We start from the raw sequence: 15,370 nt of genomic DNA on the forward strand, positions 1-15,370 counted from the left end.
CAGCGCTTCCGTGGCGTGGATGAGGTGCGGGCCAGCGCGCAAGCGCCGGGCCACGCCGGGGGGCCGGCTGAGTATCGTCCTGCGCGATGAAGGCCCGGTTCCGCGAGGCGCTTCACGGCCGCGGGCCGCCCGGGCCGCGGCCGGCTACTGTTCAGCTTGCTGACAGAATTGCGAGACTATAGATCTTCAACGGCGACGCTTGACCGATGTATCGAAATTGTTTCTAACTGTTTCCAAGTGATGCTCATGGTCTTTCGCCTGCATTCTGCAGCTTAAGATCAGATGAATGCTTTTTTCAGAGGTCGTTAAATCGCGCAGCCGTAGCACGGCCGCCGACATGACGGAGCTCCGGACTCTCCGGCCCCGGCCGTCGAGCGATGAGCAGCAATGAGCATTGATTCGAGCGACCCGAACCGCAGCAGCGGACCTGGCGAGATCCAGCTCGCGGCGCCGACGACGTCCCGCCTCGCCGGGGCGACTTCGGTCCCGGCGGCAGGGGTGTGCCCGGACTTCGCCAAGTCCGAGATCGGCGAGGCCGAGATCGCCAAGTCTGAAGCGGCCAAGTCTGAAGCGGTCAAGTCTGAAGCCGCCAAGTCTGAAGCCGCCAAGTCCGAGATCGGCGAGGCCGAAGTCGCGAAAGCCGACATCGCGCGCGCGACCGATCTCGGGCTCGCGCCTTCCGCTCCGGCCCCGTCCGACCCCGGCGAGGCCGGGATGACCGTGGAAGCCCGCCGGCGCATCGGACGCAACCTGCGCCTCCTCTACGCCGAGGTGCTGAGCCAGCCGCTCCCCGACCGCTTCGACGCCCTCCTCGCCGATCTGGCCGCCCGCAGCACGACGCGAGGATCCTCATGAGCAACGCGATGCCCAATCCAATCGGCACGCCGCAGGGCGCCGACGACGAGATGCGCCAGCTCCTGCTCGGGGCGATTCCGGCCCTGCGGGCCTTCGCCTTCTCGCTGACCTACGATCTCGACCGCAGCGACGACCTCGTCCAGGACACCCTGGTCCGGGCCTGGACCAAGGCCGACAGCTTCACCCGGGGGACAAACCTCACGGCGTGGCTGTTCACCATCCTGCGCAACCTGTTCTACTCCGAGCAGCGCAAGCGCAAGCGCGAGGTGGAGGACGCCGACGGCGCCCTGGCCGGGCGCCTGACGAGCCTGCCCGAGCAGGAGATCCGGGTCGAGATGCGCGAGTTCCAGGACGCCCTGAACGAACTGCCGTTCAGCCAGCGCGAGGCCCTGGTCCTCGTCGGCGCGCAGAACTTCACCTACGAGGAGGCCGCGGAGATCTGCGGCGTCGCCGTGGGCACCATGAAGAGCCGCGTGAGCCGCGCCCGCGGCCGGCTGATCGAGAGCCTCGGGATGAACGGCACCGACGATATCGGCGCCGATGCGTTCACCCGGGCGGCTTTGGGGCCGCCGCCCGGGTAGCGCACCTCATCGACTGGGCGCCGGGCGAGACTCGTCCGACGCGCTCAGATCAGGGCGGCCCGCACGGCGCGGGCGACCTCGGCGGGCGATCTCGGCGGGCGGAGCATCGCTCCGATCGCCGAGGAGACGCCGCCCGGAGGCGATCACCTGCAGGGCCTCGCGGCTGCTGCCGTCGCGCAGGGCCACCGCCTCCAGGTCGCGCAGATACTCGATCACGCCCTCCCGGGCCTTGGCGTCGCGGGCGAGCACCGGCTCGACCCGCGACGTGACGTCGTTCGCCACCGAAGCCCAGAATGCGGCCGGTCCGGCGGAATTCTCGTGCATCGTATCGCTTCCCTGACATGTGTGGTCACGGCCAGGATCGAGGACGCGCCAATCGGGCGGGGCGGCTTGCCCCGACGCGCGTTCGACCCTGCATCGGGTTAGCAAGGGAAAAGCCAAGCCCTAAATAACTTGGATCAAAGCCAAAGCAAAAACGACCGTTGGTTGTCGTTTGGCCGATTTCGAGAGTGTCGGTCGTGTCTTCTCCAAGTTCTGGATAAGTGTTTCCGGAGTCCTGTCTTCGGAACACGGAGCATGGGTGTCGGGTTTTCAAGGTCTGCTCGAACCATCGCAGCGGCCGATCGGGCGCTCCCGCGGCGCGGCCCCTGAACCCGGGCATCCCGGTGGCGCTCGACGTTGCGCTGATCGGAGCCGTTGCTTTTTGGGCCGCGTCCCGCGCACCCTGGCGCGGCCCGGTCGTCCGTCCGCGGCGGATCGAGACCCCCCGACGAGAGGCCCATGGCCCGCAAGCGCGCGCGACCGACGAACGAGATCCTGCTGGAGGCGGCGGCCCGCCTCGGCCTGCCGCCCCGGAGCGTCGAGGTGGATGCCCTGCGGCTTCACCTCGGCCTGCCCGATTATGGCGGTCTCGTCGAGGATGCGGTGGTCGCCAAGGCGCTGCGCGAGCTGAGGGCCCGGCGGGCCTTCGCCGAGGGTGGGGCCACGGCCGTGAAGAAGGCGGTGCCGGCCCTGCGCGCCGCGGTGATGCGCGACGGCGGCATCGCCTGGACCATCCGGACCCTGATCCCCGTCCTCGATGGCGGGCGCCTCGACCTGCGGATCGACGCGACGCCCGAAGCCGGGATCGCCGGCATCCTCTCCGGCATGGCCCACCGCAACGATCCGAACTGGCGCCTCGAGGAGTTGCGGGCGGCCGTCGCCGAGACCCAGCTGCGCACCGCGAAATCCCTGCGCCGGGCGGTCGAGCGGCTGCGCGATCAGGTCGCCGAGGATCTGCGCGAGGTGGGCGCCGATGCCGCCACCTACATCGACCATCTCGACCGGTCGCTGCGCTCGCGCGCCTTCCTGCTCTCGCCCAACCTGAACCAGTCGCTCACCGACACCCTGAAGGGCGTGCGCGCCCGCGCCCGCAGCGTGGCGCGGGAGGATTCGCGCCTGCGCCGCCTGCGCGACCAGGTCGGCTTCGGGGCCTATATCGAGAAATTCACTGCGGCCCGGCGCCTCGGCCGGCGCATCATCTTCCATATGGGGCCGACCAATTCCGGCAAGACCTACGCGGCTCTGGAGATGCTGCGTGCGGCGCCCACCGGCACCTACCTCGCCCCCTTGCGCCTGCTGGCGCTGGAAAACTACGAGGCCCTGGCCGAGCGCGGCCTGCGCGCCGGCATGGTGACGGGCGAGGAGACGCTGGGCGACCTCAACCCGACCCATACCGCCCGCACCATCGAGACCGCCGACCTCACCCGGCCCGTCGACGTGGCGGTGATCGACGAGATCCAGATGATCGCCGATCCCGACCGGGGCTGGGCCTGGACCAACGCCCTGTTCGGCGTGGCCGCCCGTACGGTGGTGGTCTGCGGCTCGGACGATGCGCTGGCCGCCGTGCGCCGCGCCGCGGAGGCCGCCAACGAGTCCCTCGAGGTCGTCACCTTCGTGCGCAAGACGCCGCTGGTGCTGCAGGAGGCGCCCGTGCCCCTGGAGAAGGTGACGCCGGGCGACGCGGTGGTGGCATTCTCGCGCCGGGCCGTCCACGAGAACCGCGAGATCCTGGTGGCGGCCGGCCACCGGGTGGCGACGATCTACGGCGCCCTCTCGCCCGAGGTGCGGCGCGCCGAGGCCGCGCGCTTCCGGGCCGGCGAGGCCGACGTCCTCGTCACCACCGACGCCATCGGCATGGGCCTCAATCTTGGCCCGCTGAAGCGGATCGTCTTCTCGGCGGTGCGCAAGTGGGACGGGGTCGGCGAGCGGGCGCTGACCAATTCCGAGATCCGCCAGATTGCCGGCCGCGCCGGCCGCTTCGGGCACCAGGACGAGGGCTACGTCGCCGCCGTCGACGAGACCGGGCTGGAGCCGATCCGGGCCGCGCTGGCCGGCGCACCCACGGCCCCGGCCGCCGACACGCGCTTCTTCGTGCGCCCCGACCTCATCGCGATCAATTCCGTGGCCGAGGAGATGCGCACCGACAGCCTGCGCGAGGTGCTGGCGCACTTCGCCCGCGCCACCTTCTATGCCGGCTCGCCGTTCCAGCCCTCCGCCCTGGAGGAGATCCTGGAGATCGCCCGCGTGGTGGACAAGGCGCGGCTGCCGATCGCGGAGAAGTTCGCCTTCTCGGTCTGCCCGGTGGATCGGCGCGACCCCGTCTCCCTCGGCATGCTGGAGCGCTGGACCCAGGCCCGGGCGGCGGGCACGACGGTGCCGGCCCTGCGGGCGAACCTCGCGGGGGAACTGGACTACCAGGAACGGACGGTGAAGCTCGCCAGCGCCTATCTCTGGCTGTCCCGGCGCTTTCCCGAGACCTTCGACGACGCCGAGGCCATGCGCACGATGCGGGCCCGCGCCAACGGCGAGATCGAGCGCCATCTCCGGGAGACGGCGACCCGCAAGGTCGAACGTCGGACGCGGCGGGCCGGCACGCGAGGCTGATGTCTGCCTCAGGCGGGCCGGAACCACCGGTCGGCCAGGGGAGGGGTGACCCCTCCCCGCCGCCGATCCGGGTTCTGCGCGCGATAAGCTTCGCTCAGGCCGACTTGAGGTGAGCGGCCAGGTGCTTGTTCATCTCGAACATGGTGCACTTGTCCTTGCCGAAGACCTTCTTCAGCTTGTCGTCGGCCAGGATCTCGCGCTTGTTCTCGGGGTTCTGGAGGTTGTGCTTCTTGATGTACTCCCAGACCTTGCTGACCACCTCGCCGCGCGGCAGGGCGGCATCGCCGACGACGGCGGCGAGTTCCGAGGAGGGCTTCAGCGGCTGCTGCAGCGCGTTGGGCTTGGCGCCGTCGCCCTTCGGCGCAGCGACCTTCTTGCCCTTGGCGGCGGGCTTCTCGGCGTCCTTCGGGGCCGCCTTGGGAGCGGCCTTCTCGGCGGTCTTGGTGGTGCTCTTTGCCATGGGGTCTTCCTCCGGATGTCGACGGTGAGCGCCGGTACGCCCACGGCCGGTGGCCTCGCAGCGCATAGCTGCAACAACTAAGCGGTGCCGCGAGCGTTCCAAGGGAAAACCGCCCGCGGCCGGCCCGTCATCCACAGGCGCGGGGCGCCGTGTGCGGACGAGGCGACCCCGCGCCGAGATCGAACGCCCACGACTTGGCCGAGAACTTGATCGGCCCCGCACTGTACTTCGCGACGGCATCGGCGCGGGCCGGGGGCGCGACGACACGGACCGGCGTCCGGAAAAGCGGTGTGGATCAGGCATTTAAGCCGCTGCCGCCGCCGAGGCGCCCGTCTCGGCCCGGGCGGGGCCGCGCCCGCTTCGCCCGCCCGGACCGCGTCGCGTCGGGGTAATGCAGACCCGCTCGCTCGCCCGGTCCGAAGGGCGCTGCCATCCGATCAAATATTTCGCGCCGCGATCAAGAATTTCGACCCACGACGTAGAATTGATGGGACTAACGAGGCAGCCGCCGGCTTCAAGGCCCGGTCGACGGCCGGGCGGCCGAATTCGGGACAGGGCCGGGCCGGAGGCATCATCGAACCTTAAGGGCGATCGGCGACGCTGCGGGCATGATCCTCCTCGCCTTCACGCTCTCGCTGGGTGCCGCCGTCGCGCTCATCATCGGCCTCGGCACGCTGGTCTCGATCGAGGCCGAACCCGCGCCGACCGCGCGCGTCGATGCCGGCCTGATCTGACGGTCGGCGCCCGAACCGTCCGCCGCCTCGAAACGTTGCGCCAGGGTTCCTTCCCGGTCGCGATCGCTCCTGCATGTTCGACAACTCCGTCGCCTCGTCCCTCGACAGCACGGCCCACATCATCCAGATCGCGCTGACGCCCGTCTTCCTGCTCTCGGGCATCGCCACGCTTCTGAACGTGTTCGGCACCCGCCTCGCCCGGGTGGCCGACCAGGCCGAGCGCATCTCCCAGGCGATCGACGGCGCCTCCGGTCACGAACAGGTCCGCCTCGCCCGCCGCATGAACGCCCTGCGCCGGCGCTCCCTCGCCCTCGACGCCGCCGTGATCCTCGGGGCGCTCGGCGGGGTCGCCACCTGCGGGGCGGTGCTGACCCTGTTCGTCGGAGCCCTGCGCGACGCCACCGTGGCCGACATCCTGTTCGTGCTGTTCGGCCTCGCCATCCTCTGCACCCTGAGCGCCCTGATGGTGTTCGGCTTCGAGATGCTCCTGGCGAGCCGCGGCATGCGCCAGCGGGTGGCCGTGCGCCAGATCGAGGTGGCCGAAGAGACCGGGGTGCCGGTGGACGAGCGGGCGTAAGCCCGGAACCCCTGCGCGGGTCGCGGGCTTGTCCGGTCTGGCGCCGCGCGCGGCGCCCCCGGGTCGCCGAACCCGTCGTCAAGATCCCATCCACCAAGAGGAATGCGCATGCCGACGGACCTCCCGAACGAGCGCAGCATCCGCCCGGCCGGCTCCATGGAGCTCGATCCCTCGGCCGAGGGCGTCGCCATCGACGAGACCCGGCGCCTGATCGCCTCGAACAAGGTCGAGGGCACGGCCGCCTACAGTCGCGAGGGCGAGTCGATCGGCACGGTCTACAACTTCATGGTCGACAAGGTTTCGGGCCAGGTCGCCTACGCCGTCATCTCGTTCGGCGGCTTCCTCGGTCTCGGCGAGAGCTACCATCCCGTGCCGTGGCGGGCGCTGACCTACAGCGTCGAGCTCGGCGGCTACATCGTCGACATCGACCGCGACACCCTGGCGGGCGCGCCGACCCACGGCGCCGGCGAGGACCCCTTCGCCGATCCGGCCTTCGGCGAGCGCGTCGACGGCCACTACGGTGGCGCGAAGGCACCCACCGCCTGAGGCGCCGAGGGGGCTTCAGCTCTCGGGCCGCGCCAGGATCCGGTCGAAGTCGAGGAGCGCCGTCTCGATGACGATCTGCGTGCGGCTGATCACCTCGAGCTTGCGCAGGATCTCGGAGACATGCGCCTTCACGGTGGAATCCCCGACCTGAAGCTCGTGCGCGATCTGCTTGTTGAGCTTGCCCTGGCGGATCATTGCGAGCACCCGTACCTGCTGCGGAGTCAGGCTCGCGATCCGCTCGGCGATCGGCGCCTTGCGGGCGGATGAGGGGGCGAGCGTCCCGCTCGTCAGGCTGGCCGGCACCGAGAGGCCTCCCGACAGCACGTCCGCGATGGCCCGCGTCAGCGTCGCCTTGTCGACGGCCTTCGGCACGAAGCCGGCCGCGCCGTGGTCGAGTGCCTCGCGGATGATGCGCGGATCCTCCAGGCCCGAGACGACGAGGATCGGCACCCGCGGTGCCTGGGCCCGGATCGCCAGCAATCCCTCGAAGCCGGTGACGCCCTGCATCGACAGGTCGAGGAGGATGATCTCGATGGCGGGCTGTGCCGCCAGCACCGCGCAGGCGCCGGCGATGCCGTCGGCCTCGTGCAGCGTCGCGTCCGGGTAGGCGAGGCCCACGGCACTGGCGAGCGCGTCGCGAAACAGCGGGTGATCGTCGACGATGAGGAGATGCATGCCCGTTCCGCCCGGTGCGCGCGCCCCTGTCCCGGGGCTGTTCGGTGCCGCATTGCGCCGGTACCGGCCGACCGCCATACTCGTGTCATCGCGTAGAACCGGGCGTCAAGTGCGGCACGCGTCGAGACAGCGGGGGAACGCGACGTGGCAGGGGGGACGCAGGTGCGCACGCATCTGTGCGGCATCACGACGGCCTGGACGGACGCCGCCACGGCCGAGGCGGCGGTGGCCGAGGTCGGTGCGGCCGTCGGCCCGCGCCCCGTCGCCCAGGTCGTGGCCTTCTTCTCGGCCGATTACGACGTCGAGACCCTCAATCGTGCCCTCTGCGCACGCTTTCCCGAAGCGGGCATCGCCGGCTGCACCATGTCGGGCGGCATCTCGCCGGCGGGCGGCCTCGATCGCGGCCTCGTCGTCATCGCCTTCCCGAAGGCGGGCTTCCGCATCGTCTCGACCCTGCTGGACGCCATCGACCACCTCGACGTGGAGCGGACCGCCTCCAGCGTGCGGGCCCTGCGCCGGAGCCTCGACGGCGCGGGCGCCGATCCGGCTTCCGGGCGCCGCTTCGCCCTCTCGCTCATCGACGGGCTCACCAATGCGGAGGAGACGGTGGTCTCGGCCATCGCCTGGGCCCTCGACGGCATTCCCCTCGTGGGCGGCTCGGCCGGCGACGACCTCACCTTTCGCGAAACGGTCCTGCTTCATGACGGCCGCATCCACCAGCGCGCCGCCGTGCTGCTGCTGGTGGATTCCGATTTCCCGATCCAGATCTTCAAGAGCGACAATTTCGAGCCGACCGGGACCCGGTTCGTGGTCACCGCGTCGGATGACGAGCAGCGCACCGTGCACGAGCTCAACGCCGAGCCGGCGGCGCGCGAATACGCCATGGCGGTGGGCCTCGATCCCGAACGGCTCTCGCCGATGAGCTTCGCCGCCTATCCCCTCGCGGTGAAGGTCGGCGGCGAGTACTTCTGCCGGTCGATCCGGCGCATGAACGCCGATGGCTCGCTCAGCTTCTTCTGCGCCATCGACGAGGGGGTCGTGCTCACCCTGGCGCGCCCCCGCGACATCGTGGCGGCGACGGAGGCCGAGCTCGCGCGCCTCGACGCGGCCCTGGGCGGCATCGATCTCGTCATCGGGTTCGAATGCGTGCTGCGCCGCCTCGACGCCGAGAGCCGGCAGGTGCGCCACGGCATCGTCGACCTCTACCGGCGCTACGACATCGTCGGCTTCGACACCTACGGCGAGCAGTACCGCTCGATGCACCTCAACCAGACCTTCACCGGCATCGCGATCGGGCGGGGCGAACCGGGGCAAGGGGAGTCGGGGCAAGGGGAGTCGGGGCGAGCCGAACCGGAGTCGGGCGAGGCGGGCCACCGCGGGGCCGGACCATGATCGTCCCGCCGTCGGCGGCCGCCCCGCCCGCCGCGGGGGAAGACGCGAACCTGCAGCGGATCGCCAAGCTGGAACGCATCAACGCGGCCCTGATGGCCCATGTCGAGCGCAGCATGGACCAGCAGGGCGGCGCCTATTCCCTGTTCCAGACCGCCACCATGCTGGAGGGCCGCGTCCGTACCCGCACGGAGGAGCTGACCGGGCTGATGCACCGCCTGGAGCGCTCCAACGAAGCCCTGGTGGCCGCCAAGGAGGAGGCGGAGAACGCCAACCGCTCCAAGACCCGCTTCCTCGCCGCCGCCAGTCACGACCTCCTCCAGCCCCTCAACGCGGCCCGGCTCTCGGCCTCCGCCCTGGCCGACCTCCCCCTGGGACCGGAGGCGGCGGCGATCTCGGGCCAGATCGAGCGCGGGCTCCAGATCATCGAGGACCTGATCAAGACCCTCCTCGACATCTCGAAGCTCGATGCCGGCGTGGTGCGCCCGGCGATCAAGCCGGTGGGCCTCGGCGAGCTTCTCGCCGGCATCGTCGCGAGCTTCCGGCCCTTCGCCGAGCGCAAGGGCCTGCGGCTCGCCCTGCGTGGGCCCGACCTCGTGGTGGCCAGCGATCCGATGCTGCTCCAGCGCATCCTGCAGAACCTCGTCTCGAACGCCATTCGCTACACCCGGCAGGGCGGCGTGCTGGTGGCGGTCCGGCGGCGCGGAGACGCCTGCCGCATCGAGGTGCTCGACACGGGCTGCGGCATCGCCCCGGCGGAGCAGGACCTCGTCTTCGAGGAGTTCTTCCGCGGCGGCGCGGAAGGCGAGGGGGGCGAGCCGGGCCTCGGCCTCGGCCTCTCCATCGTGCGCCGCATGGCCCAGGCCCTCGGCCATCCCCTCGCCCTCGCCTCGCGGGTCGGGCGCGGCACCCGCATGACCCTGACCGTGCCGGTGAGCCCGACGCCGCCGGAGCGCGCGGTTCCGGCGGCCCCCGTGACGACCCGGCTGACGGGCGCGCGGGTCCTGGTGGTGGAGAACGACCCGCCCACGGCCGATGCCCTGGAGCGGCTGCTGCGGGCCTGGGACGCCGAGGTTTCCGTCCACCGCGACCTCGCCGGGGTGGAGGCGGCGTGCGGGGCCGGCCTGGGCCTGCCCGACCTCCTCATCCTCGACTATCACCTCGACAACGGCGCCTGCGGGCTCGACGTGGCGACCCGTCTCCGGGCCCGCACCGGGTCCCGTCCGCCGGTGATCGTCACCACGGCCGATCACTCCCCCGGGATCGAGGCGCAGGTCGCCGCCCTCGGGGGCCATCTCGTCCACAAGCCGGTCCGGCCGGCCCAGTTGCGGGCGCTCCTGACCTACCTGCTGGCGTAGGGGCATATCGCGCGCGGCGCATCCAAAGAGTATTTTGAATAATCTTGGCCGTTCCGGAGGCATCGTTCCGTCTTGGCGGCGCTCGGAGGGAGAAACGGGAAATCTTCTGCCACCCGGCTTTCAGTTCAGTTTGATCCTCGATTGAAAAATTTGCATTGCACCAAGATCAAATTGCGCTGCAACGACAGTTGAAGTGCCCTTGCGAAGGTTCCTGGTGATCTTTACCCTGGCTCGCCAGAACAAGACTTCCCCATGCGCCCCGCTGCAGGCTCCGACCTGTCGCCCGTCGTCGGCCTGGGGTGTGGAGGACGGCCCGGTTCATGAAGAAAAACAAGGTTATCACGGCCGGCGAGGCGATCGCGCTGATCCGGCACAACGACGTGGTCACCACGACGGGCTTCGTCCAGAGCTGTATTCCCGAAGCCCTGCACGCGGCCCTGGAGAAGCGCTTCGTCGACACCGGTGCGCCCCGCGACCTCACACTGATCATGACGGCGGGGGCCGGTGACAGCAAAGGCCTCGGCACCGGGCGCCTGCACCACGAGGGCCTGCTCAGGCGCGTCATCGCGGCCAATTTCGGCCGGATGCCGAAGGTCGCCAAGGCCGCGCAGGAGGACAAGATCCTGGGCTACAACCTGCCCCAGGGCGTGATCTCCCAGCTCTACCGGGCCTGCGCCGCCGGTCAGCCGGGACTGTTCTCGAAGGTAGGCCTGCACACCTATGTCGACCCGCGCCACGGCGGCGCCCGGGTCAACACCGTGACCCAGGACGAGATCGTCAAGCTCGTGGAGGTCGATGGCGAGGAGTGGCTGTTCTACACCGCCACCAAGATCGACGTGGCCTTCATCCGCGGCACCTCCGCCGACCCGTCGGGCAACATCTCCTTCGAGAAGGAGGCGCTGACGCTGGACTGCCTCGCCCAGGCCATGGCCGCCCGCAACAACGGCGGCATCGTCATCGCCCAGGTCGAGCGCATCGTCGACGACGGCTTCCTGCTGCCCAAGGACGTCCGCGTCCCCGGCATCCTGGTGGATTGCGTGGTGCTGGCCGAACCCGAGATGCACCGCATGAACTACGGCGTGCAGCACGATGCGGCGCTGGCCGGCCAGATCCGCGTCCCCGTGAGCGGCATGAAGAAGATGCCGCTCGATGCCCGCAAGGTCATCGCCCGGCGCGCGGCCTTCGAATTGCCCCCCAACGGCGTCGTCAACCTCGGCGTCGGCGCGCCCGAGGGCATCTCGGCGGTCGCCAACGAGGAGAAGGTCACTCCCTACATCACCCTGACCACCGAGGCCGGTGCGGTGGGCGGGGTGCTGGCCTCCGGGTCGAGCTTCGGCGCGGCGACGAACGCCGACTGCGTCATCGACCAGAACCAGATGTTCGACTTCTACGACGGCGGCGGCCTCGACATGACCTGCCTGGGTCTGGCCGAGTGCGACCAGCACGGCAACGTCAACACCAGCATGTTCGGCGGCCGTCTCAACGGCTGCGGCGGCTTCATCAACATCAGCCAGAACGCGCGCTCCGTGGTCTTCGCCGGCACCTTCACGGTGGGCGGCCTCGAGACCGTGATCGAGGACGGCCAGCTCCGCATCATCACGGAAGGCCGTTCGCAGAAGTTCCTGCCGCAGGTGGAGCAGATCACCTTCAGCGGGCAGTACGCCCAGATGCGCTCGCAGCCGGTGATCTACGTCACCGAGCGCTGCGTCTTCCAGCTCACCGACGAGGGCCTGGAGCTGATCGAGGTGGCGCCGGGCATCGACATCGAGCGGGACATCCTGCCCCATATGGGCTTCCGGCCGATCATCAAGCAGCCGATGCCGATGGACGCGCGCCTGTTCCGCGACGAGCCGATGGAGCTGCTGGCCGACCTGCTCAACCTCAACCTGGCCGAGCGCGTGAGCTACGATTCCGAGCGCAACATCCTGTTCGTGAACCTGGAGGGCTGGCACGCCCGGGCCAAGAGCGACCTCGACGACCTGCGCATGGTGCTGGTGGGCGCCTGCAAGAAGGCCGGCCAGCGGGTCAACACGGTCGTCAACCACGACGGGTTCCGCATCAACGAGAACCTGTACGACGACTACGCGCACATGATCCAATACCTGCAGGCGAACTACTACCTCACCACCACGCGCTACGCGACCAGCGCCTTCCTGCGCCTCAAGATGGAGGAAGCGCTGACCCGGCGCGGCGTCGCGCCCCACGTCTTCGAGCGCAAGGAGGACGCGCACGCCTTCCTGGACGGCGCCGGCAAGATCCGGCGCGCCTCCACGGCGATCGCCTCGGCGGCGTGAGCCGAGGGGCGGCTCCGGCCGGGGAGCCGAAGCCGCCTGACGTTGAGGCGCGCTCATGGTCCTTGCGTCGGCGCCCCCGCGTCGGCACAACCGGTCCGTGCCGCCCCCTCGTCCCAGCCTGCCGGCCCTCGGGGCCTTCCTGGCGATCGCCAAGCATCGCAGCTTCCGGCGGGCGGGCCTCGATCTGGGCGTCAGTGCATCGGCCCTGAGCCATGCCCTGAAGGGCCTGGAGACGCAGCTCGGCGTCCGCCTTCTCAACCGGACCAACCGGAGCGTCACCCTCACCGCTGCCGGCGAGGACCTCTTCGCGTCCCTCGACGGGCCCTTCGCGGCGATCGGGCAGGCCATCGAGGCGCTCAACCGCCATCGCGGCGAGCCGGCCGGGCGCGTGCGCCTCAACGTGCCGGAGCACGCCAGCACGCTCCTCCTGGCTCCGGTCCTCCCGGTCTTCCTCGAACGCTACCCGGGCATCGCCATCGATCTGCGCGTGTCGAACAGCCTGCTCGACGTCGTCGATGCGGGTGCCGATGCCGGAATCCGCTACGGCGACACGGTTCCGGAGGACATGATCGCCCAGCGCCTTTCCGCCGACCTCCGCTGGGTCGTGGTCGGCGCGCCCGCCTATCTGGAGCGCTTCGGGACGCCGGTGCATCCCAACGACCTCCTCGCCCATCGCGGCCTTCGCATCCGGCTCGGCGACGACCGCATCTATCGCTGGGAGTTCGAGCGGCGCGGCGAGGCTGTCGCCGTCGATGTGCCGGGGGCGCTCACCCTCGACGATACCGGACTCGCGATCGCGCTCGCCCGGGCCGGGGCCGGCCTCGCCTACCTGCCCGAACCCTGCGTGACGCCGCTGATCCGCGAGGGCGCGCTCCGGTGCGTGCTCGCCGACTGGTCCCCGGTCGGCGCCGGCTTCCACCTTTATTATTCGGGACGCCGGCAGCTTCCGACCGGACTGCGCCTGCTCATCGCCCTCATCCGCGAGATGCGGCCGCTCGGCCTCTAGGGCATCTCTGATCGGCTGGGCACGATGAACGCTCCTCATCGCTCCGATGAGGGGCTGCCCGCTCACGTCCCCCGGTCGCCCCGCCTACATCCAGGCGGGTGCACCGGGACGAGGGGGCGATGGCGATGCGGCCATCGGGACACCCTTCGGATCCGGGGCGCCCCGCTCCCCGAACCCGTAAGGAACCGCCATGTCCCGTCCCGATCGTTTCACCGGCCGCGTCGCCTTCGTCACCGGAGCCGCCAGCGGCATTGGGCGCGCCACCGCCGTGGCCTTCGCCGAGGAGGGGGCCCGCGTCGCCGTCCTCGACCGGTCGAGGGAGGCCCTGCAACGGACCGCAGAGGCGATCCGGGAGGCCGGCGCCGAGGTGCTGGTCCTCGCCTGCGACATCGCACGGCCCGAGGAGGTCGCGGCGGCGGTCGCCGAGACCGTCGCAACCTTCGGACGGCTCGACATCGCCTTCAACAATGCCGGCGTGGAGAACGTCGCCGCGCCGGTGGCGGAGATCGCGCTCGATGACTGGGACCGCATCCTCGACATCAACCTGCGCGGCACCTTCGTCTGCATGAAGCATGAGATCGCGCAGATGCTGCGTCAGGGCGGCGGGGTCATCGTCAACACCGCGTCGGGCGCCGGCATCCGCGGCGTCGCGGGCGGGGCCGGCTACGCCGCCTCGAAGCACGCCGTCATCGGCCTCACCAAGTCGGCCGCCCTCGACTATGCCACCGCGAACATCCGGGTGAACGCCGTCCTGCCGGGCAACATCGCGACGCCGATGATGGACCGCTTCACCGGAGGCGACCTCCGGAAGGCGATCGACCTGGAGCCGGTCGGGCGCCTGGGCCGGCCGGAGGAGATCGCCGAGGCGGTGCTGTGGATGAGTGCCGATCTCGGTGCCTTCGTCACCGGCGCCGCGATCTCGGTCGATGGCGGCTGGTCGCTCTGAGCGTCCGGGCCGCGGATCACATCGGTCCGACAGGGGTGGTCGCGCGGTTGCGGGGCGTGCCGCGGCCTGAGAAGACGGTGGGATGATCGTCCGTTCGCGCCCCAACCTCTTCGACATCCTGTTCACCCTGCGAGGCTCGATCCTGCCGCAGGTGGCGCTCAAGGTCCTGGGGATCACCGCGATCGCGGTGGGCGTGGTCGCGGTGGAGCGGCGCTGGCCCGAGGCGTTCCCGATCACCGCCGGCGTCGGGCCCTTCACCCTGATCGGCATCGCCCTGTCGATCTTCCTGAGCTTCCGCAACAGCGCCTGCTACGACCGCTGGTGGGAGGGCCGCCGCGCCTGGGGCAGCCTCGTGGTCGAGGCGCGGGGCCTCGCCCGGCTCGTCAATGCCCTGCTGCCCGACGAGGCCGAAACGGCCCTGCGCGGGCGCTGCCTGCGGCGTCTCTCGGCCTTCGCGCACGCCCTGCACGCGCAACTGCGCGGGGGCACGCCGAGTGCGGCCGCCGGGCCCTGGCTTCCCGCCGACGAAGCCGCCGCGCTGGTCCTGCATCCGAGCGCCGCGGATGCGGTGCTCGCCGGCCTCACCGGCGATCTTGCGGAGGCCTATCACCGGGGCGTCCTCACCGATGTGCTTCTCGCCGCCCTGGAGCACAAGATCGCCGCCCTGGCGCAGGTCCAGGTGGTGTGCGAGCGGATCCAGAACACGCCGCTGCCCTTCGCCTACACCCTGCTCCTCTACCGCACGGCCTGGATCTACTGCCTGTTGCTGCCCTTCGGCCTCGCGGCGTCCCTGGGCTGGGCGACGCCGGTGGCCACGGCGCTCGTCGCCTACACCTTCTTCGGCCTCGATGCGCTCGGCGACGAGCTGGAGGAGCCCTTCGGCCTCGCGCCGAACGACCTGCCCCTCGACGCCCTGCTGCACACCGTCGACGGCATCGTCCTCGACGCCCTGGGCGAGACCGCGCCGCCGCCCCGGGTGCCGGAGCGCTTCCTGCTGACGTGAGGGCGCCGCCGCGTGCATCCG

Annotated in this window: 15 protein-coding genes; 12 read left to right on the forward strand and 3 right to left on the reverse strand. The window is 70.5% G+C overall.

Features of this window, described 5'->3' with window-relative positions; translation table 11 throughout:
* Nucleotides 1-387: 387 nt before the first annotated feature.
* Together ACXJY8_RS19900 and ACXJY8_RS19905 are read left to right on the forward strand one after the other, a co-directional pair.
* A complete protein-coding gene (locus ACXJY8_RS19900) occupies nucleotides 388-855 on the forward strand; it encodes a NepR family anti-sigma factor (RefSeq protein WP_463772608.1) in 468 nt (155 codons plus the stop codon).
* Nucleotides 852-1,436: a sigma-70 family RNA polymerase sigma factor gene (locus tag ACXJY8_RS19905; protein WP_463772611.1), complete on the forward strand. Its 585-nt coding sequence runs from the start codon at nucleotides 852-854 to the stop codon at nucleotides 1,434-1,436. Before ACXJY8_RS19900 ends, ACXJY8_RS19905 begins: the two co-directional genes overlap by 4 nt.
* A 6-nt stretch (nucleotides 1,437-1,442) precedes the next feature.
* On the opposite strand, the gene ACXJY8_RS19910 is transcribed toward ACXJY8_RS19905, so the two are convergent.
* Complete coding sequence (locus tag ACXJY8_RS19910) at nucleotides 1,443-1,760, reverse strand: hypothetical protein (protein WP_463772614.1); 318 nt, start codon at nucleotides 1,758-1,760, stop codon at nucleotides 1,443-1,445.
* Between the two features lie 456 nt (nucleotides 1,761-2,216).
* Between ACXJY8_RS19910 and ACXJY8_RS19915 the strand changes: the two genes are divergently transcribed.
* Nucleotides 2,217-4,361, forward strand: coding sequence for a helicase-related protein (locus ACXJY8_RS19915; RefSeq protein ID WP_463772617.1), 2,145 nt, complete (start codon nucleotides 2,217-2,219; stop codon nucleotides 4,359-4,361).
* 94 nt (nucleotides 4,362-4,455) lie between these two features.
* Here ACXJY8_RS19915 and ACXJY8_RS19920 read toward each other — a convergent pair whose 3' ends face one another.
* A complete protein-coding gene (locus ACXJY8_RS19920) occupies nucleotides 4,456-4,821 on the reverse strand; it encodes an SWIB/MDM2 domain-containing protein (protein ID WP_055947098.1) in 366 nt (121 codons plus the stop codon).
* 608 nt (nucleotides 4,822-5,429) lie between these two features.
* Between ACXJY8_RS19920 and ACXJY8_RS19925 the strand changes: the two genes are divergently transcribed.
* From ACXJY8_RS19925 to ACXJY8_RS19935, 3 genes are all read left to right on the forward strand, one after another.
* Entirely contained in the window at nucleotides 5,430-5,555 is a 126-nt protein-coding gene (locus ACXJY8_RS19925; protein ID WP_463772622.1) for a hypothetical protein, read from the forward strand.
* Nucleotides 5,556-5,628: 73 nt separating this feature from the next.
* Entirely contained in the window at nucleotides 5,629-6,132 is a 504-nt protein-coding gene (locus ACXJY8_RS19930; protein ID WP_463772625.1) for a DUF2721 domain-containing protein, read from the forward strand.
* Nucleotides 6,133-6,240: 108 nt separating this feature from the next.
* The gene (locus tag ACXJY8_RS19935; protein ID WP_463772627.1) at nucleotides 6,241-6,678 is read left to right on the forward strand and encodes a PRC-barrel domain-containing protein; all 438 of its coding nucleotides are present in this window, start codon (nucleotides 6,241-6,243) and stop codon (nucleotides 6,676-6,678) included.
* A gap of 15 nt (nucleotides 6,679-6,693) precedes the next feature.
* Here ACXJY8_RS19935 and ACXJY8_RS19940 read toward each other — a convergent pair whose 3' ends face one another.
* Nucleotides 6,694-7,353, reverse strand: a complete 660-nt coding sequence (locus ACXJY8_RS19940; protein WP_463772631.1) for a response regulator — start codon at nucleotides 7,351-7,353, stop codon at nucleotides 6,694-6,696.
* A gap of 144 nt (nucleotides 7,354-7,497) precedes the next feature.
* Here ACXJY8_RS19940 and ACXJY8_RS19945 point away from each other — a divergent pair, with 144 nt between their 5' ends.
* From ACXJY8_RS19945 to ACXJY8_RS19970, 6 genes are all read left to right on the forward strand, one after another.
* Nucleotides 7,498-8,745, forward strand: a complete 1,248-nt coding sequence (locus tag ACXJY8_RS19945) for an FIST N-terminal domain-containing protein (protein ID WP_463772633.1) — start codon at nucleotides 7,498-7,500, stop codon at nucleotides 8,743-8,745.
* Nucleotides 8,742-10,100 carry an ATP-binding response regulator gene (locus tag ACXJY8_RS19950; RefSeq protein ID WP_463772635.1) on the forward strand — a complete coding sequence of 453 codons (1,359 nt, stop codon included), beginning with the start codon at nucleotides 8,742-8,744 and terminating at the stop codon, nucleotides 10,098-10,100. Before ACXJY8_RS19945 ends, ACXJY8_RS19950 begins: the two co-directional genes overlap by 4 nt.
* 320 nt (nucleotides 10,101-10,420) lie before the next feature.
* On the forward strand, nucleotides 10,421-12,394 hold the full coding sequence (locus ACXJY8_RS19955; protein WP_463772639.1) for an acyl CoA:acetate/3-ketoacid CoA transferase: 1,974 nt from the start codon (nucleotides 10,421-10,423) through the stop codon (nucleotides 12,392-12,394).
* Between the two features lie 97 nt (nucleotides 12,395-12,491).
* Entirely contained in the window at nucleotides 12,492-13,400 is a 909-nt protein-coding gene (locus tag ACXJY8_RS19960) for a LysR family transcriptional regulator (protein ID WP_463772642.1), read from the forward strand.
* Between the two features lie 190 nt (nucleotides 13,401-13,590).
* A complete protein-coding gene (locus ACXJY8_RS19965; protein WP_463772645.1) occupies nucleotides 13,591-14,346 on the forward strand; it encodes a glucose 1-dehydrogenase in 756 nt (251 codons plus the stop codon).
* A gap of 82 nt (nucleotides 14,347-14,428) precedes the next feature.
* Complete coding sequence (locus tag ACXJY8_RS19970; protein WP_463772647.1) at nucleotides 14,429-15,349, forward strand: bestrophin family protein; 921 nt, start codon at nucleotides 14,429-14,431, stop codon at nucleotides 15,347-15,349.
* Nucleotides 15,350-15,370: the final 21 nt, after the last annotated feature.

The organism is Methylobacterium sp. TK31 (genome assembly GCF_055361545.1).

What these genes read in the sequence shown, in the direction of transcription:
- ACXJY8_RS19930 (WP_463772625.1), top strand. Translation starts at nt 5,629, where the DNA reads ATGTTCGACAACTCCGTCGCCTCGTCCCTCGACAGCACGGCCCACATC.
- ACXJY8_RS19905 (WP_463772611.1), top strand. Translation starts at nt 852, where the DNA reads ATGAGCAACGCGATGCCCAATCCAATCGGCACGCCGCAGGGCGCCGAC.
- ACXJY8_RS19920 (WP_055947098.1), bottom strand. Translation starts at nt 4,821, where the DNA reads ATGGCAAAGAGCACCACCAAGACCGCCGAGAAGGCCGCTCCCAAGGCG.
- ACXJY8_RS19965 (WP_463772645.1), top strand. Translation starts at nt 13,591, where the DNA reads ATGTCCCGTCCCGATCGTTTCACCGGCCGCGTCGCCTTCGTCACCGGA.
- ACXJY8_RS19940 (WP_463772631.1), bottom strand. Translation starts at nt 7,353, where the DNA reads ATGCATCTCCTCATCGTCGACGATCACCCGCTGTTTCGCGACGCGCTC.
- ACXJY8_RS19955 (WP_463772639.1), top strand. Translation starts at nt 10,421, where the DNA reads ATGAAGAAAAACAAGGTTATCACGGCCGGCGAGGCGATCGCGCTGATC.
- ACXJY8_RS19950 (WP_463772635.1), top strand. Translation starts at nt 8,742, where the DNA reads ATGATCGTCCCGCCGTCGGCGGCCGCCCCGCCCGCCGCGGGGGAAGAC.
- ACXJY8_RS19910 (WP_463772614.1), bottom strand. Translation starts at nt 1,760, where the DNA reads ATGCACGAGAATTCCGCCGGACCGGCCGCATTCTGGGCTTCGGTGGCG.
- ACXJY8_RS19925 (WP_463772622.1), top strand. Translation starts at nt 5,430, where the DNA reads ATGATCCTCCTCGCCTTCACGCTCTCGCTGGGTGCCGCCGTCGCGCTC.
- ACXJY8_RS19915 (WP_463772617.1), top strand. Translation starts at nt 2,217, where the DNA reads ATGGCCCGCAAGCGCGCGCGACCGACGAACGAGATCCTGCTGGAGGCG.
- ACXJY8_RS19970 (WP_463772647.1), top strand. Translation starts at nt 14,429, where the DNA reads ATGATCGTCCGTTCGCGCCCCAACCTCTTCGACATCCTGTTCACCCTG.
- ACXJY8_RS19900 (WP_463772608.1), top strand. Translation starts at nt 388, where the DNA reads ATGAGCATTGATTCGAGCGACCCGAACCGCAGCAGCGGACCTGGCGAG.
- ACXJY8_RS19935 (WP_463772627.1), top strand. Translation starts at nt 6,241, where the DNA reads ATGCCGACGGACCTCCCGAACGAGCGCAGCATCCGCCCGGCCGGCTCC.